20 protein-coding genes and 1 pseudogene are annotated in these 26,818 nt (G+C 46.9%); 14 read left to right on the plus strand and 7 right to left on the minus strand.

Annotation, left to right across the window (positions count from 1 at the left end; all coding sequences use genetic code 11):
* Positions 1-38 precede the first annotated feature (38 nt).
* On the minus strand, positions 39-3,167 hold the full coding sequence (locus tag KQP79_RS08140) for a SusC/RagA family TonB-linked outer membrane protein (protein ID WP_004326044.1): 3,129 nt from the start codon (positions 3,165-3,167) through the stop codon (positions 39-41).
* A gap of 571 nt (positions 3,168-3,738) precedes the next feature.
* Between KQP79_RS08140 and KQP79_RS08145 the strand changes: the two genes are divergently transcribed.
* Positions 3,739-3,963, plus strand: a complete 225-nt coding sequence (locus KQP79_RS08145) for a carboxypeptidase-like regulatory domain-containing protein (RefSeq protein WP_004310107.1) — start codon at positions 3,739-3,741, stop codon at positions 3,961-3,963.
* 18 nt (positions 3,964-3,981) lie between these two features.
* Here KQP79_RS08145 and KQP79_RS08150 read toward each other — a convergent pair whose 3' ends face one another.
* Positions 3,982-4,452: a hypothetical protein gene (locus KQP79_RS08150; protein ID WP_004296754.1), complete on the minus strand. Its 471-nt coding sequence runs from the start codon at positions 4,450-4,452 to the stop codon at positions 3,982-3,984.
* 357 nt (positions 4,453-4,809) lie between these two features.
* Between KQP79_RS08150 and KQP79_RS08155 the strand changes: the two genes are divergently transcribed.
* From KQP79_RS08155 to KQP79_RS08180, 6 genes are all read left to right on the plus strand, one after another.
* A complete protein-coding gene (locus KQP79_RS08155) occupies positions 4,810-5,172 on the plus strand; it encodes an SH3 beta-barrel fold-containing protein (protein WP_004296751.1) in 363 nt (120 codons plus the stop codon).
* Between the two features lie 2 nt (positions 5,173-5,174).
* Complete coding sequence (locus KQP79_RS08160; RefSeq protein WP_004296750.1) at positions 5,175-5,405, plus strand: hypothetical protein; 231 nt, start codon at positions 5,175-5,177, stop codon at positions 5,403-5,405.
* A gap of 93 nt (positions 5,406-5,498) precedes the next feature.
* Positions 5,499-6,260 carry an HNH endonuclease gene (locus KQP79_RS08165; RefSeq protein WP_004296749.1) on the plus strand — a complete coding sequence of 254 codons (762 nt, stop codon included), beginning with the start codon at positions 5,499-5,501 and terminating at the stop codon, positions 6,258-6,260.
* Positions 6,257-6,700, plus strand: a complete 444-nt coding sequence (locus KQP79_RS08170) for an N-acetylmuramoyl-L-alanine amidase (RefSeq protein WP_004296748.1) — start codon at positions 6,257-6,259, stop codon at positions 6,698-6,700. The genes KQP79_RS08165 and KQP79_RS08170 overlap by 4 nt, the downstream gene beginning before the upstream one ends.
* Before the next feature lie 33 nt (positions 6,701-6,733).
* Positions 6,734-7,726, plus strand: coding sequence for a DUF4373 domain-containing protein (locus KQP79_RS08175; RefSeq protein ID WP_004296747.1), 993 nt, complete (start codon positions 6,734-6,736; stop codon positions 7,724-7,726).
* A gap of 162 nt (positions 7,727-7,888) precedes the next feature.
* Complete coding sequence (locus KQP79_RS08180; RefSeq protein ID WP_022200246.1) at positions 7,889-8,710, plus strand: Rpn family recombination-promoting nuclease/putative transposase; 822 nt, start codon at positions 7,889-7,891, stop codon at positions 8,708-8,710.
* A gap of 103 nt (positions 8,711-8,813) precedes the next feature.
* Here KQP79_RS08180 and KQP79_RS08185 read toward each other — a convergent pair whose 3' ends face one another.
* Genes KQP79_RS08185 through KQP79_RS08200 form a run of 4 tightly spaced genes read right to left on the minus strand, consistent with a single transcriptional unit; the run spans position 8,814 to position 15,258 of the window.
* The gene (locus KQP79_RS08185) at positions 8,814-9,422 is read right to left on the minus strand and encodes a TetR/AcrR family transcriptional regulator (RefSeq protein WP_004296744.1); all 609 of its coding nucleotides are present in this window, start codon (positions 9,420-9,422) and stop codon (positions 8,814-8,816) included.
* A 10-nt stretch (positions 9,423-9,432) separates the two neighbouring features.
* Positions 9,433-10,797, minus strand: coding sequence for a TolC family protein (locus tag KQP79_RS08190; RefSeq protein WP_004296742.1), 1,365 nt, complete (start codon positions 10,795-10,797; stop codon positions 9,433-9,435).
* A gap of 42 nt (positions 10,798-10,839) precedes the next feature.
* A complete protein-coding gene (locus KQP79_RS08195) occupies positions 10,840-14,037 on the minus strand; it encodes an efflux RND transporter permease subunit (protein WP_004296741.1) in 3,198 nt (1,065 codons plus the stop codon).
* An 18-nt stretch (positions 14,038-14,055) separates the two neighbouring features.
* Positions 14,056-15,258, minus strand: a complete 1,203-nt coding sequence (locus KQP79_RS08200) for an efflux RND transporter periplasmic adaptor subunit (protein WP_004296740.1) — start codon at positions 15,256-15,258, stop codon at positions 14,056-14,058.
* Between the two features lie 158 nt (positions 15,259-15,416).
* Between KQP79_RS08200 and KQP79_RS08205 the strand changes: the two genes are divergently transcribed.
* From KQP79_RS08205 to KQP79_RS08225, 5 genes are all read left to right on the plus strand, one after another.
* A complete protein-coding gene (locus tag KQP79_RS08205; RefSeq protein ID WP_004296739.1) occupies positions 15,417-16,265 on the plus strand; it encodes a helix-turn-helix domain-containing protein in 849 nt (282 codons plus the stop codon).
* 247 nt (positions 16,266-16,512) lie between these two features.
* A complete protein-coding gene (locus tag KQP79_RS08210) occupies positions 16,513-19,770 on the plus strand; it encodes a SusC/RagA family TonB-linked outer membrane protein (RefSeq protein WP_004321754.1) in 3,258 nt (1,085 codons plus the stop codon).
* Between the two features lie 10 nt (positions 19,771-19,780).
* Positions 19,781-21,259: a SusD/RagB family nutrient-binding outer membrane lipoprotein gene (locus KQP79_RS08215; protein ID WP_004296736.1), complete on the plus strand. Its 1,479-nt coding sequence runs from the start codon at positions 19,781-19,783 to the stop codon at positions 21,257-21,259.
* 69 nt (positions 21,260-21,328) lie between these two features.
* Positions 21,329-21,886 (plus strand): hypothetical protein, encoded by a 558-nt coding sequence (locus KQP79_RS08220; RefSeq protein ID WP_008998758.1) that lies wholly within the window; start codon positions 21,329-21,331, stop codon positions 21,884-21,886.
* A 3-nt stretch (positions 21,887-21,889) separates the two neighbouring features.
* Entirely contained in the window at positions 21,890-23,326 is a 1,437-nt protein-coding gene (locus KQP79_RS08225) for a calcineurin-like phosphoesterase C-terminal domain-containing protein (RefSeq protein WP_004310100.1), read from the plus strand.
* 121 nt (positions 23,327-23,447) lie between these two features.
* Here the strand turns inward: KQP79_RS08225 and KQP79_RS08230 are convergent.
* Positions 23,448-23,891: pseudogene (locus tag KQP79_RS08230) on the minus strand (Bcr/CflA family drug resistance efflux transporter); the annotation flags it as partial.
* A gap of 452 nt (positions 23,892-24,343) precedes the next feature.
* On the opposite strand from KQP79_RS08230, the gene KQP79_RS08235 reads away from it, so the two are divergent.
* Both KQP79_RS08235 and KQP79_RS08240 read left to right on the plus strand, forming a co-directional pair.
* On the plus strand, positions 24,344-25,663 hold the full coding sequence (locus KQP79_RS08235; RefSeq protein ID WP_138343515.1) for a TolC family protein: 1,320 nt from the start codon (positions 24,344-24,346) through the stop codon (positions 25,661-25,663).
* A gap of 79 nt (positions 25,664-25,742) precedes the next feature.
* Complete coding sequence (locus KQP79_RS08240; RefSeq protein WP_004296729.1) at positions 25,743-26,777, plus strand: HlyD family secretion protein; 1,035 nt, start codon at positions 25,743-25,745, stop codon at positions 26,775-26,777.
* The last annotated feature ends 41 nt before the right edge of the window (positions 26,778-26,818 follow it).

Below are 26,818 nucleotides of genomic sequence, written 5' to 3' on the forward strand. Positions count from 1 at the left end.
ATCGTATATTTTTTCGGGTTCTCTATTGGGGGTTACAATCACAGTCCCAGACGCAGGGTGAGGGTAAACTGACGCGGAACGGGGGATGCCACCCCTCCGGTGTTCACAAATTCGGGGTCCTGCCCGTTCAACTTCTTGTCGGCGTAGATCAGGAAGAGGTTGGTAGCCTGCAACTTGAGCGACAGGTTGGATATTTTGGCAGGAGCGATCCAGCTTCTCGGGAACTCATACATCAGTGATATTTCTTTCATGCGGATAAAATCGCCTTTGGCGATGCGCTCCGTAGAATAGTTGTAGGCGTTGTAGGCAAGATAAAGCGATGTATTCGTCCTATATTGCGGGTCGCTAAGTATCACCGGGATATTCGTTCTCGCTTCGTCGCCGGAAACAGTCCAGCGGTTTTTGAATTCACGCGGCATGGCGGTAAGGTCGGAATATTTGTAGTTGAACACCGGGTTGAGGCGGACTACGTTGCCGAAAGAGTAAGTCATAAAGACATTTAGTTTGAAGCCTTTATAGGTGAATACATTACCGAAACTTCCCGTGACGGTGGGATCGGTAGGACCTTCGTATTTCAGGTAATCCAGTTTTTCGCGTTCCTGGAAGTTGATGCTGGTGCTAGTCACTTTTCCGTCGATGAGGTATTGCGGAATACCGTCTTCATCAAGTCCCGCAAAAGGGATGGAGAAGAGTCCGCGCACGGGGTATCCTTCGCGGGCAAAGCCGTTGCCGGAAACGAGTTCCATCATACTTGTGAGTCCTTTCAGCTGGGTGACTTCGTTCTTGGCATAGGAGAAGATAAAGTCTGTGTTCCATGAAAAATCATTCGTGCGGATGTTGCGGGTGGAGAGCGTAAATTCCACACCGTGAGATTTCATGGTGGCTACGTTGGCATATTTGTTGATGACGCCGCCTACTCCCTGTGTGGGGACTACACCGATCAGGTCGTAGTTGTTACGCTGGTACCAGTCGGCGGAGAAGTTGATGCGATTTTCGAGCAGGCCGAGGTCGATGCCGATGTTCAGCTCATGCTTTTTCTCGTAAGTGAGTTCGCTGTTCTCGATGTCATCGATATAAAGTCCCGTTTCCTGAATGTCGGTAAAGGGGCGGTAGGGCGAGAAGCTGCGGATGATGGCTTGCGAGTTGGTCACTTCCGCCGGGCCGCGGTCGGCGGTGAGGGAGTATGAGGCTTTCAGTGTCAGGTTGGAAAGGGTGGGTTGCAGCGCTTTGAAGAAAGATTCTTCATGCACGTTCCAGGCACCGGACAGGTTCCATGTGGGTAGCCAGCGGGATGAACGGCTGCGTCCCATGCGGTTGGTTCCTTCATAGCGGAAAGTGCCGTTGAGAGTGTAGCGTCCGTCGTAAGAATACGTGGCGTTGAAGAAGCTGGCTATACTCCGGGTTTCGGAGTGTCCCAGGCTGTAATAGCGCGAACCGGATTCGATGCCGTTCTTAAAGAACTGGTAGATGTAGGACGGAATTTCCCCCATCGAATATTGCATTCCCCAGCCTTGGAAAGAGGAATATGTTTTTTGAAGGCTGTTCACTTCCATTCCGGCAAAGAAGTTGGTGATGTGCTTTTCGGCGAAAAGATGATTCCATGAGAGTGTTCCACGGAAATCGAGTCCCAGCATACGGCGGTCCTGACGCTGGTAGATACCGCCTTCGGGCAGCAGGGTGATAGGCAGGGCGTATGGGTTGTCGGGGTCGGTATAGAGCAATTTGTTTTGCTCGCGGATGGTGGCGTCGTCCATACCGGTGCGGTAGGCGATTGCCTGATTGGCGTCGTCGAGCACGTTGTGTTCCTGCGATGAAGTCTGGTATCTAACGGCTCCGAGGGCACTCAATTCGAGTCCCTGAATCACTTTCCACTTCATCTCGCCTTGAAATTTCACATCGACCATATTGATTTCGATGTAGTTATTGTCGAGTTCGTGGAGAATATTGAATGGGGCGTAGTTGCTGATATAGTCCACAGAGGGGTCGAGTGTGCGGCTTGTGTTGAGCGCGTATGAATAAGGGTTGATGTCGAATCCGCGGGACATCTTTCCTGATGCGATGTCGAGGGTGGAGTTCATCGTTCCCGGCGCGTTCTGCTGGCGGTAGGAGGCGTTGGATATGAGGTTGAGCGACAGATTTTTATATATATTATAGGTTGTGTTCACATTGGCCGTGTAGCGTTTCACCTTGCTCTGCTTGTACCAACCCGGATCGAGCATGGCACTCAAGGAGGCATAGAAAGAGGATTTTTCCGTTCCGGCGGTGATGCTGACGGAATGGTTCTGCGAAACGGCATTGGTGAAAAGCACGTCGAACCAGTCAGTGTTGCGCATTTCCGCTTCGCGGAGGTAAGCGTTACGGGCTTCGGTGGTGTTGAGCAGTCCGCGTTGGCCGTTACTGTTGTTGTATTCGTCGATGAGGCGGTACATACGACCGTACACTCCGGTGTCTCTGGTGCGGAAAAGGTCGGCACTGTTCAACCAGCCTTTCTGTTCCATTTCTTTGTAGATTCCCATCTGTTCCTGCGAATTCATGATATTGAATTCTTTGTAGCTGGGGATAGCACGGGTGGTGAACTCGCCCGTATAACTGATCTTGCTGACTCCGGCACGTCCTTTCTTAGTGGTGACTACGATAACGCCTGCCATCGCACGTGCACCGTAAATGGAGGTTGCCGAACCGTCTTTCAAAATTTGGAAACTCTCGATATCGTCGGAATTCAGTCCGGCTATGGCGGAACTAATCAGTGTCTCGGCATCACCGGAGGAAAGATCATCGGGACCTACGTCTATGGCGTCTTCCAGAATCACGCCGTCAACAACCCACAACGGTTTGGAACTTCCGTAAATGGAAGTGGCTCCACGCACACGAATCTTGGGGGCAGTTCCAAAAGTGCCCGAAACATTCTGAACGGAAACTCCTGCCGCACGACCTTCCAGTCCGCGACTAATGTCGGGCAAACCGTCCAGCTTCACATTATCGGCATTTAATTGTTTGGTGGCTCCGGTAAAAAGACGTTTATCCATTTTCTGCATACCGGTCACTACCACTTCCTGTAATACTTCGGAATCGGATTTCATCATTACCTTGATGGTCCCGGACTTGATGGGAACATCCTGCGACTTCATGCCGACATAGGTGATTTGCAAAGTTCTTGATGAACTCATGCATTTTCTGCCCCTCCTTCCATAAGTGCTTGAGCACAAAATATTTAATAAATATAAAAAAGAAAATACAGAAAGGGGAATAAGAAAAGCAAAAAAGGAAGTGAAACGCAAAATAAATCGTCCTTTTTTGCTTTTTATCTACTTACTGAAAAGGTAGAAAATATCTTTCATGTAGCAAACTTCAAGTCCGGCAGCAACTCTCGTCTCCCCAATTAGGGTATTAATATAAGAGACTACGGATAGAATTTCTTTCTTTGTCCAATAAACTATCTTTTTTCTACCTGCAATTATTTATTTGCAGATTATTATGTGTTATTAAACATCTTATCTACGAATTTATCCACATTTATTTATCAAAAAGATACTTATTTTCGTTTATTAATCACCAAAAAGAAATAAGAAACCGCCTTTCATGTACTTATCTTGTATTTAAGTCCTTTTGCTACAAGTATTTTGTATCGACAGCACAAATTCATATTTTTTTCATATTTTTCTTTGTTTTTCTAAAAAAGTGGTTACTTTTGCGAATCGTAAGATAGCAAAACAGACTATTCTACTATATAAAAACTATATGAAAAGAAAACTAACGCTGTTATTAACCTGCCTGCTAGCAGGCATTAGCCTGGCAATCGCTCAAACCTCCAGAAAGGTAATGGGCGTTGTCTTCTCCGAGGAAGACAACCAGCCCGTCATAGGAGCATCCGTTTTAGTTAAAGGTACATCTATAGGAACCACCACCGACCTCGATGGAAAGTTCGTTATCAATAATGTACCAAGTTCATCAAGAACTTGGTAATTCCCCTCCCGCTTTCCTCTATTTTCCATCTTTTTTCTTCACCTTTCCTTCCTTTTCACCAGTCTCCAGGAACAGTGTTTTATCGTCATGAAACTGAATATCTATACGAATATGATGACTATCATCAACTGTATAGCCTACATCCGCAGAATCTCCTAGAAAAAGCTTCAGAATCCAGCACAACACCTCCGGAATATTGACAATAATCGTTGCCTTTCCAATCACACAAGAGAAAAAATTAAAGATAGTTGTCCAATTTGGTATAGGACTCCGACCGTCGAAATTACACCTGTACACACGCCCCACGGACGAACGCGAACAATCCGAATTCTTTTCAACATATTTTTCTGGAATATTATTCAGTTGCCCCAACTTAAAAACACAATCAATTACTTTCTTCTTAACATCATCGTCGCTGTGACGTACACCGGTCATTTCTTTCTGACCATTTTCACTGTTAAAAACCACTTCTCTTTCTACCTTAGTCATTTTTTTACATTTTATTTAATATTTACATATAAAATTCACGACAAAAGTACAATGCTTATTTTAACATATATGTTCAAGCATGACACATTCTATATTTTTCATCCATATTTTCACAAAGAAAGAGGGTTTGGGGTACCCATTTTCTACCTTACCGGTATTATCAAGAAAATAGATGAAATAAAATCTGCCAAAGAGGAAAGAAATCACTCGTTCCAAAAGCTGTGATTTGCGCTAAAAAAGAGAAAGCATTCCTGCACTAAAAGTTTCAACGTTTCATTATGGTTCAAGCTTGGACAGCCTTTGCATTACCTGCTCTCTACCTTTGTCCCCATAATCAAATCATTAAAACGAATCAAAATGACTGAAACTGAAAAAAATCATTCCTTCCAACGGGTACAGCTAATGAAGCAAGCTGCCGTCATCCGGCAAAACAACGGTATGAACCGGCACGATGCACTCGTCACGGCTCACCGGATAGGGGCTCTCATCCGGCAGATGCATCACGGAAATGTCTGTTTCCGCTACACCAAACAGGATGGAACCATCCGACATGCCACCGGCACCCTCACCGGATATGAACATAGTTTCCACCGTCCGTATCTACCCAAACCGGAAAATACGTTCGTTGTCTACTATGATATCGAAGCCAAAGGCTGGCGCACCTTTCACGCTGAAAATTTTCTGGATATCGAAACGGACGGGCAAGACAGCAACAAGTAAAAATGAATCTGCAAAAGAACGGAATGAACGGGCAGGAACGAAAAGAATGGGAGGCGCTTTGCAGACAGTATAACGTAGATTCGCTATACGAGGCCATTCAAGGCTGCCGGGAAGAACTGGAGTTTCTGATTCATTGTGCCGAACGGCTCGAACCTCATACGGAGGAGGAGGAAGAAACGCCGTTTAACACATACAGACCACAGCGTTTCTCCGCACCAGAAAGCGCCGTTTAACAGATGGAGGAAACGCCGTTTCTCCCCGCATGATTCAGAAAAACGATTATTTTTTAACAGAGTATAATTTTATTAACATTATCAATATCAAGTATGGAAAATTGGAGATTTATTGAAGAAAACCCCGACTATATGATTTCAGATCACGGACGGGTATTGAGTTTCAAGGGCAGATCAAAGTTGATCCTTTGTGCCAAAATCATGGGGACCGGTTACGAAACTGTCATACTGCCGAATAAAGGTGTTTGTATCGAATACAAAATTCATCGTTTGGTTGCCAAAGCATTCATCCCCAACCCGGAGCAGCTGCCACAGATTAACCACCTCGATGGCAATACGATGAACAACCACGTGTCAAACCTCGAATGGTGCGATGCATACACCAATATGATGCACGCCATCCGGACGGGATTACGACGTACGGGAGTGGGATCTCATCAAACACCTTTCGCCGTTACGGATGCAACGGGGAAAGTATTGCGTGCCTACCCGTCTATGAAAGAAATGGTCAGAGAGGAACGTCTGAAGCCTGCGCACCGAAACTGGCTTATCCTCCAACTAAAGCATCCGGACCGCGTGAAACAACACGCCTTGCGTGTGCAACATCATCGGGGAGATGCTTTTATTATGGTTCAGACAAGGCCTAACCAGACCACAGTGCTTAATCGGACGACAATACCTAATCGGCCCACCATGCCTAATCAAACGACAACGCCGCCGATGGATGCTCCCTTCTCTCCGGTGCTCCATTCAGTAACAAAGCAATATTACCGCCAACTGTCCAAAGAGGAGGCTATTGCGTTCGGGGTTATCTCACGTGCCGTCTGCAAACAGGAAAGGAGGATTCTGCCATGAAAGACACGATCATCATCCACTGTTCCGCCACTCGTGCGGGACAGGATTTTACCGCTACCGACATCGACCGCTGGCATCGTCAACGTGGTTTTCGTTCTATCGGTTATCATTTCGTCATCCGTCTCGACGGTACGATAGAACCGGGAAGAGATGTTGCTCTCGACGGAGCGCATTGTACAGGTTGGAACCATCGGTCTATCGGCATCTGCTACATTGGCGGATTGGACAGGAACGGCCGGCCTGCCGACACACGAACGGAAGCGCAACGTGAAGCGCTCGTCCGGCTGGTAGAAGATTTGCGCCTTGTCTTCCCTTCTCTGAAGCAGGTGATAGGGCATCGGGACACCAGTCCTGACCTCAATGGAGACGGCATTATCTCACCTGACGAGTATATAAAATCTTGCCCCTGCTTCGATGTAAAAGCAGAATTTATTCAGTAATAATCAACCATTTACAACCAGCATTTTATCATCATGGCCCGCATTTCCAAACCCGGATTAGATTATTTCCCCCTCGATGTCAATTTTCTGCAGGACAGAAAAGTACGCCGCATCTCCTGTCGCCACCACGCGGCAGGGATTGCCGCACTCACTTCGCTGCTCTGCCTCATCTATAAAGAAAAAGGTTATTATATTTTGTGGAACAAAGACACTCTTTTCGACATCGCCCAGGAAGCGTGTTGCGGGGAGGAGGAAATGCAGGCCATCATTGATGATTGCCTGTCAGTGGGGCTGTTCGATGATCTTATATATAAGGAGTATGGCGTACTGACTTCACAGGCGATTCAGGAACAATATCATAAAATCATCACCGACAGCCGGAGAAAATATAAATTACCCCTGGAACATTTCTGGATTATCAAGGAGGAGAGTAGTGAAATAGAACCGGAAAATACGGATGACTCCGGCAAAGATGTTACAAAACCCCATGAATTTGCTACAACAATGCCACAAACAAAAGAAGAAACGGATACAGATATCAAAGGTAAACAGGAAAGGAATATGGAAAATGAAATCAAACCTGAAATAAAAAAAGACATAGAGACAGAGAGGGAAGGAAAAGACGGAAAGGAGAATGAGAGGAGCATGCCGCCCGTTCCGTCAAACAGCGTTTTTCAGGCTTCGCCTGTCGTTGTAGAGGGTTTGTCTTTGGATAAATCGATTGGAAAAGAAACGGTTTCGGAAGGGATGCAAGCGGGAGGAGGCTCGGAAGCTATACTTCTACTTAATATGCAAACTATCGGCATCCGGAACGAACAGACCGTAAAAGCGATTGTCGCCCTTGCCCGACGTAAAGAATTGGGAGGCCCCGGCGGTATTTTATGGAAAATTCTTAGTTCCCAATACCGCCCTACCCTACTCAAAAAGAATGAACCGGGTGATTACATTCTTTGGGCACTCAATCATCCGACGGAATTTGAAAACACCTACAACGGGACACTGAAAAAGCTAATCAGGGGAAGATAAAGCGGAAAAGTCTGCCTATAAACAAGGAACCTTTTATTTTTACTGCAAAAGGGATGGAAAACCAAGAATTATCGTACCTTTGTAGTACGAAGAAAAAGCCTCTTTTTTATGTATAAAGAGAAACGTCTCTTTGCAAAACATAAAAAGAAGCGACCCAAAACAATGAGTAAATTTATCAATCCGTTCACCGACTACGGATTCAAACTAATATTCGGCAGAGAAGTGTCTAAGGATTTACTAATCGAATTTCTGAACGACCTGCTCGAAGGTGAACGAGTGATAACGGACTTACAGTTTTTGAATAATGAGCAATTGCCGCTCTATCCGGAAGGACGAGGTATTATCTATGATGTATATTGCACCACGGACACAGGCGAAAAAATCATCGTTGAAATGCAGAACCGTATGCAAAGCAACTTCAAAGAACGCTCGATTTATTATTTATCGCGTGCCATCATCAATCAAGGAAGGGTAGGCAATGAATGGAAGTTTGAAATAAAAGCCGTATACGGAGTTTTCTTGATGAATTTCATTATCGACAAGAACATAAAACTCCGCACAGATGTTATTCTAAGTGACAGGGAAACAGGAGAACTCTTCTCGGATAAGTTCCGGGAAATCTTTATCGCCCTCCCTCTCTTCAACAAAAACGAAGAGGAATGCGAAACGAATTTTGAACGTTGGATTTATATATTAAATAATATGGAAACTTTAAAACGCATGCCGTTCAAGGCACGAAAAGCTGTCTTCGAGAAATTGGAAGATATCGCTGATGTGGCTTCTATGTCTCCGGAAGACAGGGAGCGATACGACAATAGCGTCAAAGTGTACCGAGATTATTTGGTGACAATGGATGCAGCTGAACAAAAAGGTGCACAAGAAACCCAGCTGAAAATAGCCCGGAACATGAAAGCCAAAGGGATAGACAATGAGTCTATCGCCGAATGTACCGATTTACCTTTAAGCATAATCGAAGGGTTATAAAGTAATCGGATTCATAAAGGCACTATGTTGTAACCAACCGTTTACGAACGAAGAAAATAAAAAGAGGTGAGCTCCCTTTGCAGGGTAGTCCACCTCTTTCTCTTCATACACAAACATTCAAATTATCAGGTTTCAGGTGTTCGTCAATATAACGGATACCGTCCATCTTAAAAAGCCCCCGCAGAAGCGTATAGTTCAACATACGCTGTACCAGGTACGGGGTGCCTTGCAAGCTGCTCTGGTAGATGACCTCCTGCAAATCCGGTGCAAAACGGTCGGGATCGACTCCGGGAAGCAGATAACCGCAAATCTTACAATGCGTCAAGACATCAATCAACTGCTGCAACCAGAAAGCCTCCTCCCGCTCGAAAGCAGCACGGTATTCCCTGTCGGCAGCAATATCCATCAGCAACTTCTTCCCCAGCGAATGAAGCAGGGTGAGATAGCCATCCACTGTGATGAAAAGTGCCTCCATGCACGAGCTGTCCATCCGTATCTGTTTTTGCTGGATCCGGCTTCTGATTCCGTTGGCAAAATCAGAAAGACAGACACGGAACAGACTCGTTTTGCTGGGAAAGAGCTTGTAGAGTGTCCGCTTCGACATCTTCATTCCCCTGGCTATATCATCCATCGTCAACCCGTCGGCACCATGCTGGTACATTTCCCGCTTGGTGTAGTCGAGTATCCGGCAACGCAGTGTTTCTGGATTCATACATACCTCCCTACATACGGCCGCCACCCAATGCCTGATACAAAGTGATTACGCCCTGGATTTCAGTAAAGCGGTTCGCCACTTGTGACAGTTGCGCGTTGAGCAACGTCTGTTGGGCGGTCAATACTTCCAGATAAGTGGTGTTGCCATGTTTCATCAACAGGCTTGTGCTCTTGGCTGCTGTTTGCAGGGAAGCCACCTGCTTGTTGTAGTAGTCGGCTTTCTCGCGGGCAGTCTGGTACTGCACCAGTGCCTCGTTCACTTCCACGCCTGCGTTCAGCAAGGTCTGTTCGAAACTAAGGCGGGCTTCCTCCTGTTGGGCTTTCGCTATTTTCAGTTGGGCGATGTTCGCTCCTTTATTAAACAAAGGCTGCGTCAGGGAAGCCACGGCGGAGGCCAGGAACTTACCCGGGTTGACAATCATGCTCCCTGCACTGTTGGTCCATCCTGCACTGCCGCTCAACGTGATGGAAGGATAGAAAGCGGCACGGGCGGCATTCGTGGTATAGAAAGCCTGTGCCAACGAAAATTCTGCGCTACGCACGTCAGGACGGTTGGCAAGCATCTGTAAGGGAACACCCACGGAGAAGTTTTCCGGCAACTGTTGATTTCCCAATTTGCCACGCTGTATTTTGTGAGGAGTTTCTGCCAGTAAAAGTGCCAGTGAATTTTCCGCCTGATTGATTTGCTCTTTCAGGTCGAGTACGGTGGTACATATATTGAAGTAGGTAGCCTCCGTCTGCGCCAGTCCGGCCTCATTCACCATCCCGGCCTTTTTCATGGCACGGGTGGCATTTACACTTTCTTTCCAGGCAGCTTCGGTAGCCACAGCTATCTCATACTGCGAATCGAGCATCAGCAAGGTGTAATACGTATTGGCAACGGATGCTACCAACTGCGTCTTGACAGCCTGTTCATATTCCTTGCTCTGTTCGTAGGCAGCTTTCGCACGACGCTTTGCTGTTGTCACCTTTCCAAAAATATCCAGTTCCCACGAAGCAGTCACGGGCAGCGAATAAGTTTGTGTAGCCTTTCCACGGTCGAAGCTGCTGGCAGCTCCTTCCGGTGCCAGAAACAAAGAAGGCAGATAAGACAGTTTGGACGTCAACAGCGTGGCTTCCGCTTCTTTCACACGCAAATGGGCAGTCTGCATATCGGTGTTGCGCAAGAGTGCCGAATCCACCAAATTCTGCAGATAAGGGTCGGTAAAGACCTCCCGCCACGAGAGGTTACCGAAGTTTGCCGTATCGGTGGCAGCAACAGACTCGCTGCCGTAAAGTCCTTCGGGAACTTCCGATACCGGTTTGTATTTATTGTAGATACCGCAACTACTCAATATAAGCGTTGCTGCGGACAGAATGATTATTTTTCTCATTAGTTCTTATTTTAATTCAGGTCTAAAACCTTTAATCATCAATTATTCTTTTCCAGCTTTAGATTTTTCTTCCTCGCTCACTTTGATTTCTTCTTCAATCTGCCAGTCATGCGTCGGGACGCTCTGCACGGGACGCAAACGTTCCTGCAACCACTGGAAAGCAATAAACAAAGTAGGCACGATGAAGAGCAACGCCAACGTACCGATGGTCATACCACCTACTACACCCGTACCCAATGAACGGTTACCGTTGGCTCCCACTCCACTTGACATCATCAACGGGAACAGACCGAAAATCATCGTCAATGCCGTCATCAGAATCGGACGCAGACGGGCTTTAGCCGCACTGACCGCAGAAGCAATCAGCCCCATACCTGCTTTACGACGTTCGGCAGCATATTCCGTCAGCAAAATAGCCGTCTTCGCCAGCAGACCGATCAACATAATCAAACCTGTTTGCAGATAAATATTATTCTCCAGTCCGAACATCCAGGCGAAAAGGAAGCTACCCATCAATCCGCAAGGCACACTCAAAAGCACAGCGAACGGAATAATGAAGCTCTCATAAAGCGCACTCAAAATAAGGTAAATCATCAGGAAGCAGATACCGAAAATAATGATCGTCGTACCGCTCTGCTGGTTTTCCTCACGGGTGATACCTCCGTAATCATAGCCATAGCCTTTCGGAAGAGACTGTTCGGCAGTTTCCTGCACAGCCTTGATGGCGTCTCCCGTACTATATCCGTCGGCCGGCATCGCATTTACCGCAATGGAGTTATACATATTGAAACGGCTCAACGATTCCGCACCGTAGCTACGGGTCAGCGTAACGAACTGGCTCAATGGCGCCATCTCTCCATTCGACATACGCACAAAAGCATTATCGAGGGAAGTTTCGTCCAAACGGAACACCGGATCGGCCTGAATCATGACACGGTACACTTTAGAGAAACGGTTGAAATTGGACACATACTGCCCACCGTAATAACCGGACAGCGTACTCAACACAGCGTCGGGCGTGATACCTGCACGCTTACATTTAGCCGCATCCACCTCTACCGTCCACTGCGGATAGCGAACGTCGAACGTCGAATAAGCCATCGATATTTCAGGCCGCTGGTTCAAAGCTCCCAAGTATTGCTGGGTGGTGGTGAAGAACTCGTTCATATCACCGCCCATCTTATCCTGCATGTGGAGTTCGAGCGCATTACCCATACCGTAACCCGGAATCATACCCGGAGAGATGGCGAACACACTGGCATCCTTGATATCAGCCGTACGCGCATATACCTGACCGATCACCGACTGCACATTGTCCTCATCACCCGGACGTTCGTCCCACGGTTTCAGTTTGAGAATCAACATACCGAACGAACTACCCTGTCCTGCCAACAATCCGTAACCGGCCACTTTCTGCACGTGTTTCAGTTGAGGTATTTCTATCAGGCGTTTTTCGATACGTTCCATCACCTTATCCGTCGTTGTCAGCGAACTGCCTGCCGCTGTACTCACATTGACGAAAATAACACCCTGATCCTCGTCGGGTACCAGACTGGTCTTCGTGTTATTCATCAGTAACACAAGCAATACCACGGAACAAGCCAGCAACGACCATGTCAACCATCTGCGCTTGATAAAGAACAATACAATCGTCTTATATTTATCCACCATCATATCGAAAGCCGAATTGAAAGCCTTACGGAAGCGTGCCGCAAAGTTGTTCTTCTGCGTTCCGTCTTCATTAATATAAGGTTTCAGCAGCAATGCACACAAAGCCGGACTCAAAGTCAACGCGTTAATAGCGGAGATACCTACCGCAACCGCCATCGTCAAACCGAACTGGGTATAGAACGTACCGGAAGTGCCGCCCATGAAGGACACCGGAATGAACACCGCCATAAATACCAGCGAAGAGGTGATAACGGCATTACTGATACCTTTCATAGCGTCGATACTTGCCATATATGACGACCTGTAGCCCACATCGAACCGCGCCTGCACCGCCTCGACGACAATAATGGCATCATCCACCACCGTACCGATAACGAGCACTAGCGCAAACAGGGTCAGCAAGTTGATACTGAATCCGGCTATCGCCATGAAAGCAAACGTACCCACCAGGGAAACCACAATTCCGACCAGCGGAATCAATGTAGAACGGAAGTCCTGCAAGAAGACGTACACCACAAGGATAACCAGAATGATAGCCTCGATCAACGTTTTCACCACCTCATGAATGGAAGCGAACAGGAAGTCGTTGGAGCTCATCATCTGCGTCAGTTCCACGCCTTTCGGAAGGTCTTTGCTTGCCTCTTCGAGGAGTTTGTCGATATTCTGGTTTACTTCGGTCGCATTGGAACCTGCCGTCTGGAACACCATACAGGATACACCCGGATGACCGTCCATACCACCGTGGTAAGCGTAGCTGTCCTGTCCCAGTTGGATATCGGCAACGTCTTTCAGTTTCAAGACTTCGCCATTGTCGGTGGAACGGATGACGATATCCCCGAATTCTTCGGGAGTAATGAGACGTCCGGTGTACTTCATCGTATACTGATAAGTCTCATCGGAATTTTCACCGAACGAACCGGTAGCCGATTCGATATTCTGCTCGGCAAGCACACCGGTGATATCGGACGGAATCAGTTTGTACTGCGCCATCACGTCCGGTTTCATCCATACACGCATACTATATTCACCGCCCATAATCATCAGGTCGCCCACACCGGAGATACGAAGAATCTGCGGTTTCAGGTTGATGCTGATATAGTTGGACAGGAAGTTCTCGTCGTAACTGTCGTCCGGACTATACAATGAGAACATCTGCAGAATACTCGTCTGACGCTTGGAAGTGGTCACACCGACCTGGGTTACCTCCGCCGGAAGCTGTCCCGTAGCACGTGATACACGGTTCTGCACGTTGACAGCCGCCATATCGGGGTCTGTGCCCTGCTTAAAATAGACGGTGATGCTCACCGAACCGGAATTGGTGGCGGAGGAAGTCATGTAGGTCATGTCTTCCACTCCGTTGATCGCCTCTTCCAAAGGCGCAATAACACTCTTCTGCAATGTTTCCGCACTGGCGCCATAATAGGTGGTACTCACCATAATGGTAGGCGGAGCAATATCGGGATACTGCTCAACGGGCAAGCTGAACAGCCCGATGATACCCACTACGACAATCGTGATAGAGATGACTGCCGATAATACGGGGCGTTCTATAAAGGTTCTTAAATTCATGAATGATTCCTCCTTGGTTTAATTTTCAGTAGTAGTTGCCGGAGACTTCGTTGTTGTCTCTGTTGATGAGGATTGATTAGCATTTGTCACTCCTGCCACTGGAGTTTGAGCAGCCTTTGCCTTGACCGGAGTACCTTCACGAAGCAAACCTACTCCTTCTGCCACGATCACATCTCCCGGTGCCAATCCTTCATCTACAATAAATTCCCGACCGCCATTGACACGGGTCACTTGTACCTGGCTGGATTGAGCCTTGCCGTCCACTACCTTATAGACATATCTCTTATCTTGTATTTCGAAAGTGGCAGCCTGTGGAATGGTCAGCGCAGCTGTTTTTTGAACAGGAACAATCACATTACCCGCACCACCGCTATGCAGCAATCCTTCCTTGTTCGGGAAAACTGCACGCAGGCTGACCGTACCCGTCGAACGGTCGATCACTCCGCTGATAGATTCAATCTGTCCCCGTTCGGAGTAGGCTGACTTATCGTTCAGTTGCAGGTCGATGGCAGGCATATTTTTCAATGCTTCCTCTTTAGAACCGTATTGGCGGATCAGTCCCAGTAATTGGTTTTCCGTCATGGAGAAGTAGACGTACATATCCGAATTGTCGGAAACGGTAGTCAACGGCTGGGCAAGAGCGGAACTAACCAAAGCTCCTACACGGTAAGGCAACGTGCCTACCACTCCGTCGGCCGGACTTTTCACAACCGTATAAGAAAGATTATTGCGGGCACTCACTTCCTGCGCCTTGGCCTGTGCCAACTGTGCTTTGGCAGCCAACAGGGAGTTTTTTGCCGTACTCAAATCGAAAGAGGAAATTACGTTCTCTTTATACAGTTCCTCTTTACTGTCATACGTCAGTTGCGCTGTAGCCAGAGAGGCCTTGGCCGATTCAACGTTTGCCACTGCCGTCTGCAAAGCAGCTTCATACGGCACTTGGTCGATGATGAACAATGTCTGTCCGTTCTTTACACGCTGCCCTTCCGTTACACAGACTTTAGTCAGCGTACCACTTACCTGGGGGTAAATATCAATATCCTGACGTCCGCGGATGGTCGCCGAGTAGGCGCTTGAAATCATCCGGTCGGCCGGAGAAACGGTCATCACTTCGTATTCTGTTTCCATTTGTGCCGGAGGAGCTTGTTTACAGCCCGTAGCAGCTACCATACAGCAGAGCAACAATAGCCCTTGCTTCACTTTACATACCTTTTTACTCATTTTCTGTTACCTATTTAACTATTTTTGAACACGGCAAAGGTAGACTGTTTTCTTCATAGGAAACTGGACTTAGTATCTTCAGTTTTGTTCATTTTAGGAACATTAAAACCGATATTTAGTGAAAAAGTCCTATTTTTGTACCCAAAATAAGAACAACAATGGAATCAAAAAACTCTAGCCTAGCCATACTTCATGAACCGTTCGTTGCCGGAATGGACGAAAACCTGTCTCCAATTATGCAACGCCTGTGGAAACTGGAAGGGGGTGCCATCTATTTTTGCAGAAGCGGATGGGCACACGTCACAATCGACCTGAAAGACTATGAAATAGTAGAAAACACTCAAATCGTGCTCTTGCCGGGAACGATTATCCGCATCAATGGCAACAGCAGCGATTTCACAGCTTCTTTCTTCGGATTTCCCAAAGAAATGTTTCGCGAAGCCTGCCTCCGTTTCGAGCCGATCTTCTTCCGGTTCATCAAAGAAAAACCGTGCTATACACTCAAGGATGAAAGCACAGGAGCAATCAACGGGTTAATGCGTGCCACAACAGCTATATACAACGATCGTGAAAACCGTTTCCGCAACCAGATCGCCAAAAATCATCTCCAGTCGTTTATGCTGGATATTTATGATAAGTGTTACCGCTACTTCGACCGACAGGAAATCGAAGGAGGAAGCCGGCAGGATGAAATCTTTAAGAATTTCATCGCACTGGTACATGAAAACTGTATCTCACAACGGGAAGTGACTTTCTACGCCAGCAAACTGTGTATCTCCACCAAATACCTGACAGGTATTTGCAAAAGCGTGACGGGCGAGGCTGCCAAAAAGATTATCGACGACTTTGCCATCCTGGAGATAAAAGTGTTGCTTCAATCCACCGGACTGACGATTCAGGAAATAGCCGACCGACTTGGTTTTCCCGATCAGTCGTATTTAGGAAGGTACTTCAAACGGCACGAGGGAATGTCGCCGAAAGAGTATCAGAGTAAGTATTCTATCTAATCAAGTAAAATAATCTTTTATTATTAGATTATTAGGCACGGATTACGCGGTTCTTTTATTAACTAAAACCGTGTAATCCGTGCCTCCATTTATTTTATTAATTTGTATTTATCGCACAACACAGATTGTTAACAGATCTGTAATACTATCTTAATCTGCCTTGCATTCCTTTGCACCGTGAAACAAAAACACGGGTGTGAATAACTTTATTTCATTTAATAAATTAAAAGAAGCAAGGTAAAAGATTATGAAAAGAAACAAATGGCTGCTTTCTCTGTCGATTGGGCTCTTGTGCTGTGGCTCTGCATACGCACAGACAACAGTGAAAGGAAAAATCACAAGTGAAGGCGGGGAACCGTTAATCGGGGCTACCGTAGCTGTGAAAAACTCGACAGACGGCACGGTGACCGACATCGACGGAAACTACTCCCTGAAGACTAAGAAAACATTGACTCAAAAGGATTTGCTTGTATTCAGTTATGTGGGATATAAAACGCTACAGAAGAACTATGCAGGCAATACGATGAACGTAAAACTGGCGGAAGAGTCGCAACAACTGAATGATGTGGTGGTGACTGCCCTGGGGATCAAACGTGAAGAAAAAGGATTGGGATATGCCACGGAAACCGTGAAAGGGGATATGATTACGAGTGCCCTGCCCACCAACTGGTCGACGGCACTGAACGGCAAGGTAGCCGGATTGAGTGTTATCTCTTCCGGTGGTCCGCTTAATTCGAGCCGTATCTCGCTGCGGGGGGACGTCTCGCTGAACCAGAACGGAAACGACGCATTGGTGGTAGTGGACGGTGTACCGATGAGTAGTCCGATGACCAATCCGGGTGTTGCCTACGGTGCAGGTTCAAACAGCGAACTTTCCGTGGACTATGGTAACGGATTCTCCGACATCAATCCGGATGATATCGAAAGCATCCAAGTATTAAAAGGGGCCAGTGCGACAGCCTTGTACGGTACGCGTGCAGCCAATGGCGTGATTATGGTGACTACCAAATCGGGAGCGGGTGCACCCAAAGGTATCGGTGTGTCTTACAGCGGTAACTTCAGTATTGACGATGTGATGAGATGGCCCGATTACCAGTATGAATTCGGACAGGGATTGCCGAGCAATATCGGTCCGGCAGGTTCTATCTACGAAGGCCAGCCCTATTACTCTTACGGGAAAGCGGAAGACGGCAGTTACGCAAGCACTAGCGGAACCAGTAGCGCCTACGGAGCACGTTTCGACGCCAACAGGTTGTTCTACCAATATGACCCCGTAACGCAGGGACGCGCTTCTGTTGCCACCCCTTGGGTAGCGTACAAAAACAACCGCAAAGATTTGTTCCAGACAGGATACACCCTGACCAACTCGGTAGCCTTGACCGGAAAATCCGACCGGGGCAGCGTACGGGCGTCCATCACCCACACTAAGAACGAATGGATTCTCCCCAATACAGGTTTCCAGCGTATCACCGCCATGGTTTCCGCCCAACAGCAGATTTCGAGGGCACTGCGCATTAATTTCAAGTCGAGTTATACGTACCGCAAGCTCAACAACACGCCTGCACTGGGATATAACAGTAACTCTATCTCCTACTTCCTTATCTTCCAGAATCCGAATGTCAACCTCGACTGGTTGCGTCCGATGTGGCGTACCGGACAGGAAAATGTGAAACAGCTCCAACCGTACAGTTCCTTTATCGGAAACCCGTATGTCATTCTATACGAATCTGAAAATCCTTCGGAGAAACACAGTAATGTATCATCCATTTCTGCCAATCTGCGCATCAACAGTAAATTCGATTTCATGATCCGGTCCGGTATCCAGTTGTCAGCCGACCAACGCGAACAGCATCGTCCTATCAGTGACGTGGTTTTCGGAAACGGGTTTTTCAAGAAACAGAATGTGTTCGATTATGAATTAAACAGCGATGCTTTATTTACTTACCATGATTCATTCGCCAACGGATTGCGTGTCAACGCTTCGGCAGGTGGAAACATGATGCAACAAAGCTACGATATGTTGGCTGCCTCGGTGGTAGGATTGATTACGCCGGGAGTATACAAACTGGCAAACGGTGTTTCCAACCCGAACGTGCAGACGGTTATCAAAAAGAAAGCGCTGAACAGTCTTTATTTCACGGCCAATTTCTCGTATAAGGATAAACTGTTTCTCGATGTCACCGGGCGCAATGACTGGTCGTCTACCCTGCCGAAAAGTAACCGTTCTTTCTTCTATCCGTCGGTCAGCGTCAGTGCAGTGATGAACGAGTGGTTCACGTTGCCGGAACAGATCAGTCTGTTGAAAGTGAGAGGTTCGCTGGCACAGGTGGGCAATGACACAGACCCTTACAAGACATCGCCCTATTATGGCACGAGCGATTTCCCCGGATCGGCCATCGTATCTTCTACGCTCTATAATCAGGATTTCAAACCGGAGATTTCGACCAATTACGAAACGGGATTCGACTTCCGTATGTTTCACAACCGCATCGGACTCGATTTCACATTCTATTATAACCGCACCAAAAACCAGATTCTGGATGCTCCGATGGACCCGACCACAGGTTACAGCAAAGCTACCATCAATTCGGGATGCGTCCGCAACCGCGGTTACGAAATCCAGTTGGACGTTACTCCGGTAGTCAGCAGGGATTTCCGATGGAATGCTACTTTCACCTGGTCTAAGAACGAGAACCGGATTCTCTCACTGGCGGAAGGGGCGGATGAGAACCAGTTAATCAGCAGTATCGGTAGTGTGTCTATCATCGGACGTGTGGGTGGAACTACGGGCGATCTCTGGGGATATAAACTGGTACGCGACCCGGAAGGAAATGTGGTCATCAACGACAACGGATTGCCCGAACGTTCGGGAGAGATCGAATACGTCGGCACGGCCTATCCGAAATGGAAAGCCGGACTGTACAATGAATTTTCTTACAAGAACTTCACGCTTAGCGTCCTGCTCGACGGACAGGTGGGAGGTAAAATGTACTCGCACTCGCACCACAAAATGACGGAACAGGGAAAACTGCAACATACCCTGAACGGACGTCTGCCGGGAACGGAATTTTATATGTCGAAAGACGACCCGCGCATCGCTGCCGCCGGACTTTCACCACAAGACGGGATGTACATGATTGCTCCGGGAACAGTGAAGAACGATGACGGAACTTACTCGCCAAACACCAAAGTGGTGACCGTGGAAAGTTATTATAAGGAATATTACCGGATGGCCAATGTGGAAACTAACACGTTCGACACTTCATTCCTCAAGTTGCGCGAAATGAGACTGGAGTACAAGTTGCCGAACAGCACACTGAAGAAAACACCGTTCAGCAAAGCATCGGTGGCACTCTACGCACGCAACCTGTTCTGTATCACTGACTATCCTCTGTTCGACCCCGAATCTGCCGCCCTCAACGGAAGTTCGATGGTGACCGGTGTGGAGACGGGCTCACTGCCTACGGCACGTACTTTCGGACTGAATATTAACGTATCTTTTTAAACACTGACTTATGAAAACCAATAAACTTTTCAAAAATATAGTATGGGGAATGACTTTGTGCGGAGCTCTCTGCACGACTTCCTGCACCAGCTTCGACGAACTCAATACAGACCCCACCCGCATGGATGAGGTGAATCCCGGCACGCTGCTCAACCCGATTTTATACGAAACATCGGTCTACAACTGGAAACGCTACAACAGCTATACCTACGACCTGATGCAATGCGCCGTATCTACCAGCAGCACCAACGGTGTGGGATGGTGGTATATGACGGACAGCGAAGGAGACGGCACATGGACTACTTATTATAAATGGATCAACAACGCCAAAGAGATGATGCGCCTCACCGGAAAATTGCCGGAAGCCTCCAAACAACCCAACTACGATGCTATATCGCTGACTTTGCAATGTTGGTTATACCAGATTCTGACGGATGCCTTCGGTGATATTCCGATGAGCGAAGCCTGCTCCGCCGACGAGGGAATACTTGCACCGAAGTTCGACACCCAGCAGCAGGTGTACCAACAGATTATCGACAATCTGAAAACAGCTAACGAGTTGTTCGACAAAGCTAACGGGTTGATCTACAACCAATCGGGCGAAATGTTGTACAAGACGTCCAAAGGGGATGCAACCGGTATTTTGAAATGGAAGAAGTTCTGCAACTCGCTCCGTCTGCGTGCACTGCTCCGGGTGATCGACGTGCCGGAATTCAACGCGAAACAGGAGCTGCGTACCATGCTGACCGATCCCGCCACTTATCCGGTATTCGAATCGAACGATGATGCTGCCCTGCTTGCCATCAGCGGAACTTATCCGGAGGAAGCTCCGCTCACCCGTCCACAGGATTTCACTTCTTATGTTCAGATTTCAGAGTTCTTTGTTAATCTGCTGAAAGGTTGGAACGATCCCCGTCTGCAGGTGTATGCAACACAGGTCACTCTCCCCGACCAGACTAAAGATTATGTGGGTTTGCCCAGCGGTTATCAGACGTTGCCTTCAATCACTGCTTCGGGACTGAATCAGGAAATGGCGAAGGCACCTATGAAACTTGCCATGATGCCTTATGCCGAAGTGGAATTCATCAAAGCGGAATTACTGAAAAAAGGAGTGATCGACGGAGGAAGTAGCGCTGCCAAAGAGGCTTATCAGAAGGGAGTGCAGGCGGCTATCGAACAGTGGGGACAGAAAATGCCTGACCATTATTTTGAAAATCCGGAAGCTGCTTATGATGATACGCTGGAACGAATCATGAACCAGAAGTTTGTCGCACTGTTCTTCTGCGATTATCAGCAGTGGTTTGAATATAACCGTACCGGTTTTCCTGTGTTACCTGTGGGGCCCGGCATCGCAAATGCTAATAACAAAATGCCGAAACGCTTTAAATATCCATCTGCTCTGCAGCGTACTAATCTGAAGAATTATCAGGCGGCTAAAGCGAACATGGGAGGCGATGACTTCCATATCCGACTGATGTGGCAGCAATAAATGAATGTGTCGGTCACCAAGATTGCGGCAATAATTATCATTTCAATCAATCTTTAAAATTCAATGAATATGAAAAGAATAATCAGTATGGCTGTTGTGTTAGTTATAACGATGGCAGCAACGGCGCAAAAAGGAGAGCTCGCCATGAACGAGAATATCTCCGGAAAAAACCATATTTCCAAAAACGAAAAAGAAGCTACTCCCGTAGGCAAAAAGCCGAAAGCGGTGTTTATATTCGACGTGTATGGAGAAATCCCGACTACCAAACCAGTGTTTGAAGCGGAACATTATCTGGGGAGTGACATTACCGGAAAATGGAATACTTTCATCCAGAATTATACGCATGAGTATGATGTAACAATCGGATTTACGGATTCTTCGGTCGAAATTTTGAAGCCTTCTATTTACAAGGCGGTTAATAAGGTGAATAAATATTATAAGAAGGCATTGAAGAAAGAAGAGGTGAGCCGGGAAGTTGCTACATTCAACATGGGTCATATTCTGGATTGCGCCAATGTGATGTGTTTCGATGATAACAGCAAGTCTTTTGAGGAGGCTCTCAAGTCGGCAGATGAACCGGAAGAAATTATCGCATTATTCAATCAGGTTACTTTAAGAAAGTTATAAGCAATGAAAAAGATCAATTTTAGAAAAACGCTGTTTGCAGCGGTTTTGCTTTTCCAGCTGAACGCTATTGCCGCCTTTGGTCAGACGGTGGTGAAAGGTAGTGTGAAAGATAATACAGGTAAACCCATCAGCGGTGTAGTGGTGACAGACGGGGCACATTTCAATACGACTGATGCAGAAGGAAATTATGTTCTGAACACTGATCCGACACGTTATCCAATGGTTTACATCTCTACTCCGGCAGCGTATGAGCTTCCTTCCAAAGAGGGGGTAGCAGATGGTTTCTATCAATATCTGGATGCCGGGAAAAGCGAAAACCAATGTGACTTCGTATTGACTAAACGGCAGAAGCCGGTGGATGAATTTGTCTACATCGTCCTTTCCGACCCGCAAGTGAGAAACGAAAAGCAACTGGACCGCTTCCGCACGGAAACAGTGCCCGATCTGAAACAGACTGCCGACTCACTAAAGAACTTCGAAATCATCGGCATGGGACTGGGGGATCTGGTGTGGGATGCCATGAACCTGTACGCTCCTTACCGGCAAGCGGTGTCCAACTTGGGAATGACGATGTTCCAACTGATGGGAAACCACGACTTCAACCTGCTCTACAAATCTATAACGCAGACGGATCATCCGGCGGATGGTTATGGGGAACAGAATTATTATCAGTCATTCGGCCCGGCTAACTATTCATTCAATATCGGTAAAGTGCATGTGATAGCAATGAAGGATATTGATTACGACGGCAACAAGAAATACACGGAACGCTTCACGCCGGAAGATTTGGACTGGTTGAGAAAAGATTTAAGTTATGTGCCTAAAGGAAATATCGTGTTCCTGAACGTTCACGCTCCAGTAGCTAATAACACGGTAGCTGCGGGGGGAAATGCGCGCAACGCCAATGCGCTTTTCCAACTGTTGAGGCCTTACCAAGTACATATTTTCTCCGGACACACGCACTTTTATGAAAATCAGTTGCCCGCCCCTACCATTTACGAACATAATATCGGAGCGGCCTGCGGCGCATGGTGGGCAGGACACGTGAATCGTTGCGGAGCACCAAACGGTTATCTGGTGGTACAAGTGAAAGGTGATGATGTGAAATGGCGTTACAAGGCAACAGGGTGTTCGCCGGACTATCAGTTCCGGCTTTACCAACCGGGAGAGTTTGAAAGCCAGAAAGACTATGTGGTAGCCAATATCTGGGATTGGGACTGGACGTATACGGTAAACTGGTACGAGGATGGAGTGTTGAAAGGTGCTATGCAGGCTTTTGACGATGAGGATCAGGATTATATCAATATGGTAAAGGGAAAGAAAACGGGTTATCGCACACGTCATCTTTTCCGTGCACAGCCTTCTAAAGATGCAAAATCTGTCAAGGTGGTGGTTAAGAATCGTTTCGGGGAGATATTCACGGAAGAGATAAAACTCTAGTTTTATTTCGGTCTGTTTATACTGGTAGTAATTATAATTATACTGGTAGTAAATTATAAAAGTCATGAGGGAGTTTAAGCTTTAACTTCCTCATGACTTTTATTTTTGAAACAATCTCACTTTAACGGAAAATCCGGCACATTGCTACTTTCATCGGTACTTTCCTCATCGCCCATAGTGCACAAAGCAGGGAACAGATGGCGCAGACCACAAACGTAACTCCGGTAGATACAAGGATATTTCCCAAGCCGACCAACGGAGAAACAATACCTCCGGAAGCAAAACAGAGTGCTCCCAACAGGGCGGAAGCTGCTCCGGCGTAACGGCGTTCGCTATCCATCGCCAAGGTGGTGGAGGAAGTAAAGGTCAGTCCCATTGTGAAAAGTAATGCGAACATCAGCAGTTCATAGGTCCAAAAGCCGCATCCGTTATACAAGGCAATCATCACACAGACGGACAGACACAACATACCGATGCATCCGGTCAGCGTCCCAGTTTCAGGTTGGCGGAATTTCACGGAGATAGCTGCTGCCACCCCGATAGCTACCGCATTCACCGCGAAGCAAGCTTCACCTTACGGTACATATTATATCGCATCTTTACTTCAGGAGTGGTTGTGCTTCTTTCTATTCTTTCTCCTATTTGATATGCTAGCTGCCATTCGTTAAAAAACATTATATTTGAGCCTATATAGGGTTACAACTTACTTGTTTTTTTTCATAATTTTGCAAACCAAAAATAGAAAAATAGGTATCAAGATGAAACTAAGATATTATCAAATCGCCATTCGTTACAAGAACAAAATGCATGACTTTCACGGTTGGGGTGTAGCAGCGCAGATTTGATAACCCTCCTATTTTCACTACAGAGAACGCCAGAGGACACAGCGTTCAAATAATCTTCATTAACTTGTGTCAACTGACATATTTCAAAAGAAAAAAACTCTGTGTTACTCTGTATTATTCCGTGGTGAAGAAAATTCAAAATTCTACTATTAATTAAATTTCTTTTCACTTTATGAGCAAAAAAAGATGGCTCATAGTGCCGCTATGTGCCGTGCTATGCAGTCAGGGACTGTTTGCCCAGACGCTTGACAGGAGAGTGTTGGGCATTGACGAAATGTTCCGTCTGGCAGACGAGAACAGTCAGAGTATTCAAACGTATAAAACCGGAAAGGAAGCAGCCGATGAAGCTTTGAAGGCTGCCAAGTCACAACGTTTGCCGGACATAGGTGCCTCACTCTCATTTAGTTACCTGGGCGACGGATATATATGGGACCGTGACTTCAAAAACGGGCAGAATATCCCTATGCCACACTTCGGCAATAACTTTGCGTTGGAAGCGCAACAAGTGATTTACGCCGGAGGAGCCATCAACAGCAGTATTACTCTGGCTGAACTCGGTCAGCAAATGGCTGCATTGGACTGGCAGAAGAACCGTCAGGAAATCCGCTTTCTCCTGACCGGCTATTACCTGGATTTATACAAGTTGAATAACCAGCTGCAAGTGTTACAGAAGAATCTGGATTTGACGGAACAGGTGATCCGCAACATGGAATCACGCCGCACACAGGGAACGGCCTTAAAAAATGACATCACCCGCTATGAGCTACAGAAAGAGACGCTGAAACTGCAACTGGCAAAGGTGCAGGATGCCCGCAAAATAATGAATCACCAACTGGTGACTACCCTACATCTGCCTGCCGGAACAGAAATCGTTCCCGATTCTACCTTGCTGAACGAGGAAGTGACAGCATTAGCCGAAAACGACTGGCAAATGATGGCCAGTCAAAGCAATGTCGGACTGCAACAAGCCCAGCTGGCTATGAAAATGAACGAGCAGAAAGTGAAATTGGAACGCTCGGAACTGCTTCCGAAAATTGCACTTGTGGCCGGTGAACATTTAGATGGTCCTATCACCATCGAAGTCCCGGTGCTCTACAATAACTTCAATTACTGGTATGTGGGGGTCGGTATCAAATACAATCTTTCTTCTTTATTTAAAAACAACAAGAAAGTGCGCCAGGCAAAACTGAACGTCCGCAGAGCACAGGAGGAATATTCACTGGCACAGGAACAAATAGAAAACGGTGTACAGGCGAACTACGTCAACTTTCTCACCTCTTTCACAGACCTGCGTACACAGGAGAAAAGCGTGGAACTTGCCGACCAGAACTATAACGTAACCAGCAACCGTTATAAAAACGACCTTGCCCTGCTCACCGATATGCTCGATGCCAGCAATATGAAACTAAGTGCCGACCTCGGTCTGGTCAATGCGCGTATTAACTTGATATACAGTTATTACAAAATGAAATATATCACACACACTCTCTAACAGAGAAGTAATGACTTATCAAAAAGAATCCAATTTATAACAGAATCAAATTCTCATCTCTCTTAAAATAGAACAGATTATGATAGCTAGAAAAACCCAGAAGATAATATACAACATTGTAATTATCTGTTTACTTATCGGTGGTGTCACTTATGTTTGTTCCCGGTTTATCCACTTGGGAAATATCGAATATACGGATAATGCGCAGGTGAAACAACATATCACACCGATCAATACCCGTGTACCGGGATTCATCAAGAAAATCTACTTTGACGAGTATCAGCAAGTGCGCAAAGGCGACACGCTTCTTATCATCGAAGATGCGGAATTCCGTCTCCGTGTGGCACAGGCAGAAGCGGATTTGGCGAATGCCACCGCAGGACGCCAGGCCACTACCATCGGTATCGCCACTACGCAAAACAATTTAAGTGTGAGCGACGCAAGTATTGAAGAAGTACGTGTACAGATGGAAAATGCCAAACGGGAACTGAACCGTTTTGAGAAACTGTTGCAGGAAGACGCAGTGACAAAACAGCAATATGACAACGTACATACAGCATACGAAGCTGCCAAAGCCCGTTATGAACAGGTGTCACGGGCTAAAATGTCTACTTCTCTAGTGAAAAGTGAGCAGACTCATCGCCTGGGACAGAATGAAGCAGGTGTCCGCCTGGCAGAAGCTGCGTTGGAACTTGCCCGTCTGAATCTCTCTTATACAGTCATCATTGCTCCGTGTGACGGCACGACAGGAAAGAAAGAAATCCTGGAAGGGCAACTGGTGCAACCGGGACAGACTATAGTTGATATCGTAGACAGCAGTGATTTGTGGGTAATCGCCAATTACCGCGAAACCCAGCTTCCGAATATCAAAGAAGGTGCAGAAGTGGAAATAACCGCAGACGCCGTGCCGAACGTCACATTCAAAGGAGTAGTAGAATCCATCTCCGATGCAACAGGAGCCGCCTTCTCAATGATTCCGCAAGACAACGCCACCGGAAACTTCGTGAAAGTGGAGCAACGTATTCCCGTACGTATCAGTCTGAAAGGAAACAAACCAGAAGATTTGAAACGCATGCGTGCCGGTTTTAACGTGGAATGTGAAGTGAAATATTAACCGCTTTAACCCTTTATCGTTTTAATCATTGTTTTAATTAT

This window comes from Bacteroides sp. DH3716P, from assembly GCF_025914115.1.
GTDB lineage: Bacteria > Bacteroidota > Bacteroidia > Bacteroidales > Bacteroidaceae > Bacteroides > Bacteroides ovatus.

Excerpts from the sequence above, each read along its gene's own strand:
- KQP79_RS08140 (WP_004326044.1), bottom strand. The coding sequence starts at position 3,167 with ATGAGTTCATCAAGAACTTTGCAAATCACCTATGTCGGCATGAAGTCG.
- KQP79_RS08145 (WP_004310107.1), top strand. The coding sequence starts at position 3,739 with ATGAAAAGAAAACTAACGCTGTTATTAACCTGCCTGCTAGCAGGCATT.
- KQP79_RS08150 (WP_004296754.1), bottom strand. The coding sequence starts at position 4,452 with ATGACTAAGGTAGAAAGAGAAGTGGTTTTTAACAGTGAAAATGGTCAG.
- KQP79_RS08155 (WP_004296751.1), top strand. The coding sequence starts at position 4,810 with ATGACTGAAACTGAAAAAAATCATTCCTTCCAACGGGTACAGCTAATG.
- KQP79_RS08160 (WP_004296750.1), top strand. The coding sequence starts at position 5,175 with ATGAATCTGCAAAAGAACGGAATGAACGGGCAGGAACGAAAAGAATGG.
- KQP79_RS08165 (WP_004296749.1), top strand. The coding sequence starts at position 5,499 with ATGGAAAATTGGAGATTTATTGAAGAAAACCCCGACTATATGATTTCA.
- KQP79_RS08170 (WP_004296748.1), top strand. The coding sequence starts at position 6,257 with ATGAAAGACACGATCATCATCCACTGTTCCGCCACTCGTGCGGGACAG.
- KQP79_RS08175 (WP_004296747.1), top strand. The coding sequence starts at position 6,734 with ATGGCCCGCATTTCCAAACCCGGATTAGATTATTTCCCCCTCGATGTC.
- KQP79_RS08180 (WP_022200246.1), top strand. The coding sequence starts at position 7,889 with ATGAGTAAATTTATCAATCCGTTCACCGACTACGGATTCAAACTAATA.
- KQP79_RS08185 (WP_004296744.1), bottom strand. The coding sequence starts at position 9,422 with ATGAATCCAGAAACACTGCGTTGCCGGATACTCGACTACACCAAGCGG.
- KQP79_RS08190 (WP_004296742.1), bottom strand. The coding sequence starts at position 10,797 with ATGAGAAAAATAATCATTCTGTCCGCAGCAACGCTTATATTGAGTAGT.
- KQP79_RS08195 (WP_004296741.1), bottom strand. The coding sequence starts at position 14,037 with ATGAATTTAAGAACCTTTATAGAACGCCCCGTATTATCGGCAGTCATC.
- KQP79_RS08200 (WP_004296740.1), bottom strand. The coding sequence starts at position 15,258 with ATGAGTAAAAAGGTATGTAAAGTGAAGCAAGGGCTATTGTTGCTCTGC.
- KQP79_RS08205 (WP_004296739.1), top strand. The coding sequence starts at position 15,417 with ATGGAATCAAAAAACTCTAGCCTAGCCATACTTCATGAACCGTTCGTT.
- KQP79_RS08210 (WP_004321754.1), top strand. The coding sequence starts at position 16,513 with ATGAAAAGAAACAAATGGCTGCTTTCTCTGTCGATTGGGCTCTTGTGC.
- KQP79_RS08215 (WP_004296736.1), top strand. The coding sequence starts at position 19,781 with ATGAAAACCAATAAACTTTTCAAAAATATAGTATGGGGAATGACTTTG.
- KQP79_RS08220 (WP_008998758.1), top strand. The coding sequence starts at position 21,329 with ATGAAAAGAATAATCAGTATGGCTGTTGTGTTAGTTATAACGATGGCA.
- KQP79_RS08225 (WP_004310100.1), top strand. The coding sequence starts at position 21,890 with ATGAAAAAGATCAATTTTAGAAAAACGCTGTTTGCAGCGGTTTTGCTT.
- KQP79_RS08235 (WP_138343515.1), top strand. The coding sequence starts at position 24,344 with ATGAGCAAAAAAAGATGGCTCATAGTGCCGCTATGTGCCGTGCTATGC.
- KQP79_RS08240 (WP_004296729.1), top strand. The coding sequence starts at position 25,743 with ATGATAGCTAGAAAAACCCAGAAGATAATATACAACATTGTAATTATC.